We start from the raw sequence: 12,875 nt of genomic DNA, 5'->3' as shown, positions 1-12,875 counted from the left end.
AAGCCGCCACCCGGCTTTTTTATGGACTACAGTCGCCCCTGCCCCTTCAGCCACTCCCGGACCAGGAACAGCGCGCTCACGTTGCGAGCTTCATTGAAGTCAGGGTCTTCAAGCAGATCCATCAGATGCGCCAGCGGCCAGCGAACCTGCGGCAGCGGCTCCGGCTCGTCCCCTTCCAGCGATTCAGGGTAGAGGTCTTCAGCCACCACGATATTCATTTTACTGGAAAAATAAGACGGTGCCATGCTCAGTTTTTTCAGGAACGACAGCTCATTCGCACCAAAACCCACCTCTTCTTTCAGCTCGCGGTTTGCCGCTTCAAAGACGGTTTCGCCCGGATCGATAAGCCCTTTCGAGAACCCAAGCTCGTAAGATTCCGTTCCCACAGCGTATTCGCGGATCAAAATCAGATGATCGTCGACAATCGGAACTATCATCACCGCTTCGCGCGACGAGGGGCGCATACGCTCATAAACGCGACGCACACCGTTGCTGAACTCCAGGTCCACACTTTCGACATTAAACAGGCGCGATTTAGCGACAGTTTCAACATTCAGAATGGTGGGTTTTTGTAGTGGTTTGCTCATCTTGATGGGTCTTAGCAGTGAGAACTGGCGTTATTGTGCGATACGCTGCACGGTTTCGGCAATGTCAATCGCTCTTTATTTACATTTGTGCAACGTAGCAGGGATCAATCCTCAATTCAAAACAAATGTCAAGAGGTTGAAATGTTTCCAGGAATTTGCTGATATCGCGCCCTATCAGGCTTTGCTATTATCAGCGGTCACTGGGATGCGCTTCAGAATGCTCAAGTTCGACTCCATACTTGCCGATAGCCAGCCACAGAAACTCATTCAATGTAAAGGTGCTACAGACAACACCTGTAAGACGATAAGTAAGATGGGGAAAGCATGAGCACCATTTTGATTGTTCTCGCTGCTATGCTGGCCGGCGCATTGGTTGCAGGATGGATCTACAGGCGTCGCGTACAGCGCCGTTACCGTCTGCCCTTTTTGAATGCTTTTGCGGGTGCGAGCACGCGTAAGCTCACGCAAGACGAGCGCGATGCGGTTGAAAACTATCTTGAAATACTGAACCGTTCTCAGCTGACCCCTGGGCCAACGGGGGCCACTGCTGCGCCCGTTGCGCTAAAACTTAATGCGCAAAGCGATACCGTGCTTTGCGTGACACGCTCCATCACGCGGTATGGCATCACCACCGACGACCCCAACAAATGGCGCTATTACCTTGATTCTGTCGAAGTGCATCTGCCCCCGTCCTGGGAGCAATACATTAATGACGAAAACAGCGTTGAGCTGATCCATACCGATTCATTACCCCTGGTTATTTCACTGAACGGCCACACGCTGAATGAGTACCTTCAGGAAGCCCCGCGTTTTGCGCTTGAGCGCGCAAGTTCGACGCAGGCCTCCATCCGTGGCGAAGAGACAGAGCAGATCGAACTGCTGAACATTCGTCAGGAGACGCATGAAGAGTATGCCCTGAGCCGCCCGGACGGCATTCGTGAGGCCGTTCTGATCGTCGCCGCCTTCCTGCTCTTTTTTGTCTGCCTGCTGACGCCGGATGTGTTCGTCCCCTGGCTGGCTGGCGGCGCGGTGCTGCTGCTGGCAGCCGGGCTGTGGGGACTGTTCGCTCCGCCAGCCAAAACCTCGTTGCGTGAGATCCACTGCCTGCGCGGTACGCCCAAGCGCTGGGGTCTGTTTGGTGAAAACGATCAGGAGCATCTCAACAATATCTCGCTCGGTATTATCGACCTTATCTACCCGCGTCACTGGCAACCGTGGATTGCGCAGGACTTAGGTCAGAAAACCGATATTGATATCTACCTTGACCGCCACGTTGTGCGCCAGGGACGCTTCTTATCCCTGCATGATGAAGTAAAAAATTTCCCGCTTCAGCACTGGCTACGCAGCGCGGTCATTGCCGGCGGCGCTGCGCTGGTCTTTATCATGTTGCTGCTTTTCGTGCCGCTGGATATGCCCATCAAATTCACCCTGTCGTGGATCAAAGGGGCGCAAACCATCGAAGCGACCAGCGTCAATCAACTGGATGAAGCCGGTGTGCGCGTGGGAGACACGCTGCGCCTGAAAGGAACCGGGATGTGTAATATTCACACCCCAGGGGCGTGGAACACCCGCCAGAACTCACCGTTCACGCCGTTCGATTGCTCGCAAATTATCTGGAACGACGCACCGCCGCTGCCGCTGCCGGAATCCGAAGTGGTGAATAAAGCCACGGCGCTTACCCAGACGGTCAACCGCCAGCTGCACCCGAAACCGGACGATGATTCGCGTGTCAGCCCAGCGCTGCGCTCGGCCATTCAGAAATCGGGCATGGTTCTGTTGGATGATTTTGGTGACATCGTGCTGAAAACACAGGATCTCTGTGCCTCTCAGGACGAGTGCATACGTCTCAAAAATGCGCTGGTCAACCTGGGGAACAGTAAAGACTGGGACTCGCTGGTGAAGCGTGCCGAAGCGGGACGCCTGGATGGCGTTAACGTGCTGCTGCGCCCGGTTAGCGCTGAATCGCTGGATAACCTGGTCGCCACCTCGACATCACCGTTCATGATGCGCGAAACCACCCGTGCGGCGCAGGCGCTGAACAGCCCGGCTCCCGGCGGGTTTGTGATTGTCAGCGATGAAGGCAGCGACCTGGTCGATCAGCCTTACCCGCAGGTCGCGCTTTATGACTACCCGGCGCAGGAACAGTGGAGCCAGTTCCAGCGCCTGGCGCAGATGCTGATGCAGACGCCGTTCAGCGCCGAAGGCATCGTCACGAGTATTTATACCGATGCCAATGGCACCCGCCATGTCGGCCTGCACCGGATGCCGGATAGCGCAGGGTTGTGGCGTTACATCGGCACCTCACTGCTGATGATCGCGATGCTTGCCGCCATTTTCTGGAACGGTGTTATGGCCCTGCGCCGCTACCAGCGCTCGCGAACCCGGCTTGCCGAGATCCAGCAATATTACGAAAACTGCCTCAATCCTAAGCTGATCCCCTCTTCTGAGAGCCTGATCTGATAACGTCGCTGCGCGACAAGATGTGCTACCCTGTCGCGCACGTTTCTTCTGGCTGGAGTTCCCCCTTATGCATCTTGATATCGCCTGGCAGGAGGTTGATACCGTTCTGCTGGATATGGACGGCACGCTGCTCGATCTCGCCTTTGATAACTATTTCTGGCAAACGCTGGTTCCTGAAACCTATAGCGAGCAACAGGGGATCACCCCGGCAGAAGCGCAGGCATTCATTCGTTCGCAATATAGCGCGGTGCAACATACGCTAAACTGGTACTGTCTTGACTACTGGAGCGAGCGCCTCGGTTTAGATATTTGTGCCATGACCACCGCCCAGGGCCCACGCGCCGTTTTGCGCGAGGATACGGTTCCGTTCCTGGATGCGCTGAAAGCGAGCGGCAAGCGCCGTATCTTGCTGACCAACGCGCATCCGCATAACCTGGCCGTGAAGCTGGAACATACGGGGCTGGCGTCGCACCTTGATTTATTACTTTCCACCCACACATTTGGTTATCCGAAAGAGGATCAGCGTTTGTGGCATGCGGTGAAGGAAGAGACGGGTTTGCAGCCGGAGCGCACGCTGTTCATTGATGACAGCGAACCCATTCTGGATTCCGCCGCGACGTTTGGCATTCGCTATTGTCTGGGCGTTACCAATCCTGACTCTGGCCTGGCTGAAAAAAGCTATCTTCGCCATCCGGGACTGAACGACTATCGCCAGATGATCCCCTCACTGACTGTGAAGGAGACGCCACATGAAAGAAAAACCCTCTGACGGGGTAAGACTGGATAAATGGCTGTGGGCGGCGCGTTTTTATAAAACACGCGCCCTTGCCCGCGAGATGATTGACGGCGGTAAAGTGCATTACAACGGTCAGCGCAGCAAACCGAGCAAGCTGGTTGAGCTGAATGCCATCTTAACGCTGCGTCAGGGCAACGACGAACGAACGGTGGTGATTAAAGCCATTACCGAACAACGACGGCCCGCCTCTGAAGCCGTACTGCTTTATGAAGAGACGGCGGAAAGCATTGAAAAGCGCGAGAAGACCGCGCTGGCGCGCAAAATGAACGCGCTGACCATGCCCCACCCGGACCGGCGACCGGATAAAAAAGAGCGCCGCGATCTGATGAAATTTAAACACGGTGAGACCGAGTAACCTCACCTGCACGAGAGACTATTATGGCCCAACACGACCAATTACACCGCTATCTGTTTGAACAATTCGCCGTGCGTGGCGAGCTGGTCACCGTATCCGAAACCTGGAAACAGATTCTGGAAAACCACACCTACCCGCTGCCGGTGAAAACCCTGTTGGGCGAACTGCTGGTTGCCACCAGCCTGCTGACCGCTACGCTGAAATTTGCCGGTGATATCACCGTGCAGCTGCAGGGTGACGGCCCGATGTCGCTGGCAGTCATCAACGGCAATAACCAGCAGCAGATGCGTGGCGTGGCGCGCGTTCAGGGCGACGTGCCTGAAAATGCGGACCTCAAAACGCTGGTGGGTAATGGTTACCTGGTGATCACTATCTCCCCGGAGGAAGGTGAGCGCTATCAGGGTGTGGTCGGTCTGGAAGGCGACACCCTGGCAGCCTGCCTTGAAGATTACTTCATGCGTTCTGAACAGCTGCCAACACGTCTGTTTATCCGCACCGGTGAAGTGGACGGCCAGCCTGCTGCGGGCGGTATGCTGCTGCAGGTTCTGCCGGCACAGGATGCTCAGACCAATGATTTCGAACACCTGGCAACGCTGACCGAAACCATCAAGGCAGAAGAGCTGTTTAACCTGTCGGCGACCGACGTGCTGTGGCGTCTGTACCACGAGGAAGAAGTGACCGTCTACGACCCGCAGACTGTGGAGTTTAAGTGCACCTGCTCTCGCGAGCGTTGCGCTGGCGCGCTGAAAACCCTGCCTGATGAAGAGATCGACAGCATCATGGCGGAAGATGGCGAAATTGATATGCACTGTGACTACTGCGGTACGCACTACGTGTTCAATTCAATGGATATCGCTGAGATCCGCAACAATGCCTCCCCGGCGGATCCGCAGGTCCACTAATACTCTTTGCCCCTCACCCTAACCCTCTCCCCAAAGGGTGAGGGGGTAAAAAAACCGCCCCCAGCTGAATCGTTTTCATAATGTAACACTTACGTAATTTTCTTACGTGTATGCGATTACATTCACATTCCTTCCGATAAAATCACCAGCGTTTAACCTTTTCGGAACATTTTCCCCAACAAAAAAGCGATTCCTGCGATAATCCGCCTGCACTGTGACTGGAGTCGCAGCGTTTTCCGTTAGTAAGGGTTTTGTCCAGATGCGTAAATCTATGAGCCCCGTCGCGGTTAGCAACCTCAGAAAAACCCTACAATTTTAGGCAGTACATATTGGCTAAGGAGCAGTGATATGCGTGTTACTGGTTTAACCCCGCAAGATCTCAAGGCTTATGGTATTCACGACGTCCTGGAAATCGTCTACAACCCCGACTACGATACGCTGTATCAGGAAGAGCTCAATCCAGCACTGGAAGGATACGAGCGCGGTGTGTTGACGAATCTTGGTGCTATCGCCGTCGATACCGGTATCTTTACCGGTCGTTCGCCGAAAGATAAGTATATCGTCCGTGACGAAACCACCCGCGATACGCTGTGGTGGGCTGACAAGGGCAAAGGAAAGAACGATAACAAACCGCTCTCTCCGGAAACCTGGCAGCATCTGAAAGGGCTCGTCACTCATCAACTTTCCGGCAAGCGTCTGTTCATTGTCGACGCTTTCTGCGGCGCTAACGCCGACACCCGTCTCTCCGTACGTTTTATCACCGAAGTGGCCTGGCAGGCGCATTTCGTGAAAAACATGTTTATTCGTCCAACCGACGAAGAGCTGCAGGATTTCACCCCTGATTTCATCGTGATGAACGGCGCGAAATGCACCAACCCACAGTGGAAAGAGCAGGGTCTGAACTCCGAAAACTTTGTTGCCTTCAACCTGACCGAGCGTATCCAGCTGATTGGCGGTACCTGGTACGGTGGCGAAATGAAGAAAGGGATGTTCTCCGTCATGAACTACCTGCTGCCGCTGCGGGGCATTGCCTCCATGCACTGCTCGGCGAACGTCGGGGAAAAAGGCGACGTGGCGGTGTTCTTTGGTCTTTCCGGCACCGGGAAAACCACGCTGTCCACCGATCCAAAACGTCGTCTGATTGGCGATGACGAACACGGCTGGGATGACGACGGCGTATTCAACTTTGAAGGCGGCTGCTACGCGAAGACCATTCGTCTTTCTGAAGAGGCCGAACCGGATATCTTCCACGCCATCCGTCGCGATGCGCTACTGGAAAACGTCACCGTGCGTGCTGACGGCTCCATCGACTTCGACGATGCGTCGAAAACGGAAAACACCCGCGTCTCTTATCCGATCTACCACATCGACAATATCGTCAAGTCGGTGTCAAAAGCGGGTCATGCCACGAAGGTCATTTTCCTGACGGCGGATGCGTTCGGCGTGCTGCCTCCGGTCTCTCGCCTGACCGCCAGCCAGACGCAGTACCACTTCCTCTCCGGCTTCACCGCGAAGCTGGCCGGTACCGAGCGCGGTGTGACGGAGCCAACCCCGACCTTCTCCGCCTGCTTCGGCGCGGCGTTCCTGTCGCTGCACCCGACGCAGTACGCGGAAGTGCTGGTGAAACGCATGCAGGCATCCGGGGCACAGGCATATCTGGTAAACACCGGCTGGAACGGCACCGGCAAGCGTATCTCCATCAAAGATACCCGCGCCATTATCGACGCCATTCTGGATGGTTCTCTGGACGACGCCGAAACCTTCACGCTGCCGATGTTTGACCTGGCCATCCCAACGTCGCTGCCGGGCGTGGATACGCATATCCTCGACCCGCGCAATACGTACGGTTCGCCGGAGCAGTGGCGTGAAAAAGCGGAATCGCTGGCGAAACTGTTTATTGAGAACTTCGAGAAGTATACCGATACCCCGGCAGGTGCTGCGCTGGTGAGTGCGGGACCGAAGCTGTAGGTAAAAACAAAAAGGCAACGAAAGTTGCCTTTTTTAATGTTTTCTCCCTCTCCCCGTGGGAGAGGGCTGGGGTGAGGGCATCAGACCGCACTATCCCTCTTTCACCTGCCCCCGCGTGACCGGCACCGGTAACCAGGCGCGAATGCTTAAACCGCCCCGCTCGCTGGTACCAATCTCCAGCAACCCGTTATGGTTATCCACAATACGCTGCACAATCGCCAGGCCCAGGCCTGTACCGCTGGTGCTGCGGGCGCTGTCGCCGCGCACAAACGGCTGGAACAGATGCTTACGCTGCTCCGGCTTAATGCCAGGACCGTCGTCTTCGACCTGGAACCAGGCGCGGTTGAGCTCCGATCCGCTGCTCACCTTGATCCAGCCATTGCCGTAGCGCGCCGCGTTGACCACCATGTTCGCTACCGCGCGCTTAATGGAGAGCGGGTGCATGCGAACCTGAATTTCACCCGCCTGAAGGTCGGTATCAATTTCACGTTCATAGCCACTTTCCGCTGCCACCACTTCACCCAGCACCGCGTTCAGATCGGCCATCTCCATCGGCATCTCCTGCCCGGTGCGCAGGTAGTCGATGAACTGCTCGATGATGGCGTTACACTCTTCGATATCCTTGTTGATGGACTCGGCGAGATAGCCGTCTTCTTCTCCCATCATCTCCGTCGCCAGACGGATACGCGTGAGCGGCGTGCGCAGGTCATGGCTGACCCCCGCCATCAGCAGCGTACGATCATCCGCCAGCTGCTTCACGCCTGCCGCCATATGGTTAAACGCACGCGTAACCGAACGGACTTCCGAAGCGCCATACTCGCGCAGCGGGGGAGGAATAATGCCCTTACCGACCTGCAGCGCCGCGTGCTCCAGGTCGACCAGCGGTCGGTTCTGTATACGGATAAACAGCCACGCACCGCCTATCGCCAGCAGCATAATCGCCAGGGTGTAGCGGAACAGCGGCGAGAAATCGCCCTGATGGATTTCGGTCAGCGGGACGCGCACCCAGATGTTGGGCGACAGCCAGGTTTTCAGCCAGACGACAGGCGAGCTTTTGTTTACCTCAACGCGCACTTCCGTTGGGCCGCCCAGCTGCTGCGCCATCTGCTGACTGAGAAATTCGTAGTGCTGCGCCCAGCGCAGGCCAGCGTCTTCCGCCGCTTCATTGGAATAGAGCGAAATGCCCAGCTCACGGTAGATTTCACGGCGAAACGCCGGAGGCACAACCAGTTGCGTGCCATCCTCCAGCTGCAGCTTATCGGTCATCAGCATACGGACTTCATAGGCCAGGACCTTATTAAACTGCTGGAGGCTAGGCAAAATTGCAAAGTTCAGCACGACCAGGTAGGTCGTCACCAGGCTGACGAACAGCAGGGTGACGATCAGTAACAGGGTGCGGGCAAACGAGCTTCGCGGTGAGAAGCGCATTCGCCTCATGCTTTAGAGCCGTCCGGGACGAACACGTAGCCCAGACCCCAAACGGTCTGAATATAACGAGGATGCGCTGGATCTTCTTCCACCATGCGACGCAGACGGGAAATCTGCACGTCGATGGAGCGTTCCATTGCGGAGTATTCACGACCACGCGCGAGGTTCATCAGCTTGTCACGGGAGAGCGGTTCACGCGGGTGGCTGACCAGCGCTTTCAGCACCGCAAACTCGCCGCTGGTGAGCGGCATAGGCTCGTCTTCACGGAACATCTCGCGCGTGCCGAGATTCAGCTTAAACTTGCCGAAGGCGATGACGGCTTCTTCCTGCGACGGTGCGCCCGGCAGTTCGTTCGCCTGACGACGCAGCACGGCACGAATACGCGCCAGCAGTTCACGCGGGTTAAACGGTTTAGGAATGTAGTCGTCCGCGCCGATTTCGAGGCCCACGATACGGTCCACTTCCTCGCCCTTCGCCGTCACCATGATGATCGGCATCGGGTTGCTCTGGCTACGCAGACGGCGGCAGATCGAGAGCCCGTCTTCGCCAGGCAGCATCAGATCGAGAACCATCAGGTGGAAAGATTCACGGATCAGCAGACGGTCCATCTGCTCAGCGTTCGCGACGCTACGAACCTGGAAGCCCTGCTCGGTCAGATAACGTTCCAGCAGCGCACGCAGGCGCATGTCGTCATCCACGACCAGAATTTTGTAGTTCTCTTGCATTGTGTGTACTCCCAAAGGTTCGGATAGTCTAATAACAGCGTATTCTAAAAAAGTGCACGTGTTCGACCAGCTAATTCTGGTATAAATTCTAGTCGAAATTGTTACAAAGCATATTTAACAGCAGCTTATCTGCACATTTCATCACATAAATCATTATTAACGCTGTCAGATATGCGATGTGATACGTAATGTGCGCAAGGTTTGCAATGATGTCGAGTCTGAAGGTCACCCAATGAAAACGCCCCTGATCACCCGCGAAGGGTACGAAAAACTCAAAAAAGAGATGGACACCCTGTGGCGCGAAGAGCGCCCTGAAGTGACCAAAAAAGTGACCTGGGCAGCAAGCCTGGGCGATCGCAGCGAAAACGCTGACTACCAGTACAACAAAAAGCGGCTGCGTGAGATCGACCGCCGGGTACGCTATCTGACCAAATGCCTTGAGAACCTTAAAATTGTCGATTACTCCCCGCAGCAGGAGGGCAAAGTGTTCTTTGGCGCGTGGGTTGAAATTGAGAACGACAACGGTGATACCCTGCGTTTTCGCATTGTCGGCTACGATGAAATTTTTGGTCGTAAGGATTACATCTCCATCGACTCCCCAATGGCCCGCGCGCTGCTGAAAAAAGAGGTGGGCGACCTCGCCGTCGTGCAGACACCCGCCGGTGAAGCCAGCTGGTACGTCAATGAGATCGTCTACGTAAAATAGTCCGAGAGCGCCCTCCCCGGCTGGCATTTTGCCGTGTCAGCCCGTATAACTATCCCCTGATTTTTGACCCACAAGATGATAAAGCCATGATGAAAGATTCGCTCTGCCGCATTATTGCGGGTGAACTTCAGGCCAGAGCCGAACAGGTAGAAGCTGCCGTTCGCCTGCTTGATGAAGGGAACACCGTGCCGTTTATTGCACGTTATCGTAAGGAAGTCACCGGCGGGCTGGATGACACGCAGCTGCGTAACCTGGAAACCCGTCTGGGTTATCTGCGCGAACTGGAAGAACGTCGTCAGGCGATCCTCAAATCCATCGGCGAACAGGGCAAACTGACCAGCGAGCTGGAAACCGCCATTAACGGCACCCTGAGCAAAACCGAGCTCGAAGACCTCTATCTGCCGTACAAGCCGAAGCGCCGCACGCGCGGGCAGATTGCGATTGAAGCGGGACTCGAGCCGCTGGCAGAGCTGCTGTGGAACACGCCGTCACATGACCCGGAAACCGAAGCGGCGAAATTTATCGATGCCGATAAAGGCGTGGCGGACACCAAAGCCGCTCTTGATGGCGCACGCTACATTCTGATGGAGCGCTTCGCCGAAGACGCGGCCCTGCTTGCCAAAGTGCGTGATTACCTGTGGAAGAATGCACACATCGTCTCTACCGTCGTCGCGGGTAAAGAGGAAGAGGGCGCGAAATTCCGCGACTACTTCGATCACCACGAACCGATTTCTACCACCCCTTCTCACCGTGCGCTGGCGATGTTCCGTGGCCGCAACGAAGGCGTGCTGCAGCTCTCCCTGAACGCCGACCCGCAGTTTGACGAGCCGCCGAAAGAGAGCCACTGTGAGCAGATCATCATCGACCATCTTGGCCTGCGCCTGAACAACGCCCCGGCAGACAGCTGGCGTAAAGGCGTGGTGAGCTGGACCTGGCGCATCAAGGTGCTGATGCACCTCGAAACCGAGCTGATGGGCACCGTGCGCGAGCGCGCCGAAGATGAAGCGATCAACGTCTTCGCCCGTAACCTGCACGACCTGCTGATGGCCGCCCCTGCGGGCCTGCGTGCCACCATGGGTCTCGATCCGGGGCTGCGTACCGGCGTGAAGGTGGCCGTCGTGGACGGCACCGGTAAACTGGTCGCTACCGACACCATCTATCCGCACACCGGCCAGGCCGCCAAAGCGGCCGTCGTGGTGGCCGCGCTGTGCGAGAAGTACAACGTGGAGCTGGTCGCCATCGGCAACGGTACGGCGTCCCGCGAAACCGAACGTTTCTACCTCGACGTGCAGAAGCAGTTCCCGAAAGTGACGGCGCAGAAAGTGATCGTCAGCGAAGCAGGGGCCTCCGTCTATTCCGCGTCCGAGCTGGCAGCGCAGGAGTTCCCGGACCTGGACGTTTCTCTGCGCGGTGCGGTCTCGATCGCCCGTCGCCTGCAGGATCCGCTGGCTGAGCTGGTGAAAATCGATCCGAAATCCATCGGCGTGGGCCAGTATCAGCACGACGTGAGCCAGACTCAGCTGGCGCGTAAGCTGGATGCGGTGGTGGAAGACTGTGTTAACGCCGTCGGCGTGGACCTGAACACCGCCTCCGTTCCTCTGCTGACGCGCGTGGCGGGCTTAACCCGCATGATGGCGCAGAACATCGTCGCCTGGCGCGATGAGAACGGTCAGTTCCAGAACCGCCAGCAGCTGCTGAAGGTAAGCCGTCTGGGGCCAAAAGCGTTTGAGCAGTGCGCGGGCTTCCTGCGCATCAACCATGGCGATAACCCGCTGGATGCCTCCACCGTCCACCCGGAAGCGTACCCGGTGGTGGAACGCATTCTGGCCGCCACCCAGCAGGCGCTGAAAGATCTGATGGGCGACAGCAGCGCCCTGCGCAACCTGAAAGCCGCTGATTTCACTGACGACAAGTTTGGTGTGCCTACCGTTACCGACATCATCAAAGAGCTGGAAAAGCCGGGCCGCGATCCGCGCCCTGAGTTTAAAACAGCGACCTTTGCCGACGGTATCGAGACCATGAACGACCTGCTTCCGGGCATGGTGCTGGAAGGCGCAGTGACCAACGTCACCAACTTTGGCGCATTTGTCGATATCGGCGTGCATCAGGATGGTCTGGTGCATATCTCATCTCTTGCCGACAAGTTCGTTGAAGACCCGCATACCGTGGTCAAAGCGGGCGACATCGTGAAGGTTAAAGTGCTGGAAGTGGATCTGCAGCGCAAGCGAATCGCCTTGACCATGCGTATGGACGAGCAGCCAGGTGAAACCAGCGCGCGCCGCGGCGCTAACGGTGGCGGTCGCGAGCAGCAGCGCCCGGCCGCTAAAGGCGCGAAACCGCGCGGACGTGATGCCCAGCCTGCAGGCAACAGCGCGATGATGGATGCGCTGGCGGCCGCGATGGGTAAGAAACGCTAACCCCTCACCCTAACCCTCTCCCCAACGGGGAGAGGGGACAAATTATACCGTAATAGATGAAACCGATTGCACATCCATATTTAAACCGCGAATTATCACCCCGTTAACAAATACTCTCCTTTTCGTTTTCCCGTCATTTCAGCAAATATTGAGCAAGGTCAAACAGGCCGTAAATTAATACCGCAAACAACATTCCGTCACAGTTTTAATATTGCTGATAAAAACTATTCTCATTATCATCGCATAGTAGATTATTTAACCTTTCGTGGAATCAGGCATTATGCAATTCACTCCAGACAGTGCATGGAAGATTACCGGTTTTACCCGCGAAATTAGCCCGGCCTATCGGCAAAAGCTGCTGTCACTGGGCATGCTGCCCGGCTCGTCATTCCAGGTGGTACGCGTGGCCCCGTTAGGCGATCCGGTTCATATCGAAACCCGACGCGTGAATCTGGTACTGCGTAAGAAAGACCTCGCATTAATAGAAGTCGAAGCCTTATCCCGATAACAAGCCAGCGGTTTCAGTGAGTC

The 12,875-nt window shown here is 56.3% G+C and carries 11 protein-coding genes; 8 read left to right on the top strand and 3 right to left on the bottom strand.

The window, feature by feature from the left end; all coding sequences use genetic code 11:
- Positions 1 to 26: 26 nt before the first annotated feature.
- Positions 27 to 587, bottom strand: coding sequence for an ADP compounds hydrolase NudE (nudE, locus tag C5687_RS12400; protein WP_008503041.1), 561 nt, complete (start codon positions 585 to 587; stop codon positions 27 to 29).
- A gap of 324 nt (positions 588 to 911) precedes the next feature.
- Between nudE and C5687_RS12390 the strand changes: the two genes are divergently transcribed.
- The 5 genes from C5687_RS12390 (at position 912) to pckA (ending at position 7,068) form a co-directional block, all read left to right on the top strand.
- Positions 912 to 3,047, top strand: coding sequence for an intracellular growth attenuator family protein (locus C5687_RS12390; protein ID WP_045285980.1), 2,136 nt, complete (start codon positions 912 to 914; stop codon positions 3,045 to 3,047).
- Positions 3,048 to 3,114: 67 nt separating this feature from the next.
- Positions 3,115 to 3,816, top strand: coding sequence for a GMP/IMP nucleotidase (gene yrfG / locus C5687_RS12385; protein ID WP_025758101.1), 702 nt, complete (start codon positions 3,115 to 3,117; stop codon positions 3,814 to 3,816).
- Complete coding sequence (gene hslR, locus C5687_RS12380) at positions 3,797 to 4,198, top strand: ribosome-associated heat shock protein Hsp15 (protein ID WP_094919407.1); 402 nt, start codon at positions 3,797 to 3,799, stop codon at positions 4,196 to 4,198. Before yrfG ends, hslR begins: the two co-directional genes overlap by 20 nt.
- Before the next feature lie 23 nt (positions 4,199 to 4,221).
- Positions 4,222 to 5,100 carry an Hsp33 family molecular chaperone HslO gene (gene hslO / locus C5687_RS12375; protein ID WP_025758104.1) on the top strand — a complete coding sequence of 293 codons (879 nt, stop codon included), beginning with the start codon at positions 4,222 to 4,224 and terminating at the stop codon, positions 5,098 to 5,100.
- A 348-nt stretch (positions 5,101 to 5,448) separates the two neighbouring features.
- Entirely contained in the window at positions 5,449 to 7,068 is a 1,620-nt protein-coding gene (pckA, locus tag C5687_RS12370) for a phosphoenolpyruvate carboxykinase (ATP) (protein ID WP_104557023.1), read from the top strand.
- 90 nt (positions 7,069 to 7,158) lie between these two features.
- Here the strand turns inward: pckA and envZ are convergent, their stop codons facing one another.
- A complete protein-coding gene (gene envZ, locus C5687_RS12365) occupies positions 7,159 to 8,505 on the bottom strand; it encodes a two-component system sensor histidine kinase EnvZ (protein ID WP_029882169.1) in 1,347 nt (448 codons plus the stop codon).
- Complete coding sequence (ompR, locus tag C5687_RS12360; protein WP_044347751.1) at positions 8,502 to 9,221, bottom strand: osmolarity response regulator transcription factor OmpR; 720 nt, start codon at positions 9,219 to 9,221, stop codon at positions 8,502 to 8,504. Before ompR ends, envZ begins: the two co-directional genes overlap by 4 nt.
- Positions 9,222 to 9,453: 232 nt before the next feature.
- Here ompR and greB point away from each other — a divergent pair, with 232 nt between their 5' ends.
- The 3 genes from greB (at position 9,454) to feoA (ending at position 12,852) form a co-directional block, all read left to right on the top strand.
- Complete coding sequence (gene greB, locus C5687_RS12355) at positions 9,454 to 9,927, top strand: transcription elongation factor GreB (protein WP_045285981.1); 474 nt, start codon at positions 9,454 to 9,456, stop codon at positions 9,925 to 9,927.
- Between the two features lie 86 nt (positions 9,928 to 10,013).
- Complete coding sequence (locus tag C5687_RS12350) at positions 10,014 to 12,344, top strand: Tex family protein (RefSeq protein WP_104557022.1); 2,331 nt, start codon at positions 10,014 to 10,016, stop codon at positions 12,342 to 12,344.
- A 280-nt stretch (positions 12,345 to 12,624) separates the two neighbouring features.
- On the top strand, positions 12,625 to 12,852 hold the full coding sequence (gene feoA / locus C5687_RS12345; RefSeq protein WP_008503050.1) for a ferrous iron transporter A: 228 nt from the start codon (positions 12,625 to 12,627) through the stop codon (positions 12,850 to 12,852).
- Positions 12,853 to 12,875: the final 23 nt, after the last annotated feature.

Source organism: Enterobacter sichuanensis (assembly GCF_002939185.1).
Taxonomy (GTDB): domain Bacteria; phylum Pseudomonadota; class Gammaproteobacteria; order Enterobacterales; family Enterobacteriaceae; genus Enterobacter; species Enterobacter sichuanensis.
The sequence above is the reverse complement of the archived record's forward strand: the minus strand, read 5'-3'. Positions and strand labels throughout refer to the sequence as shown.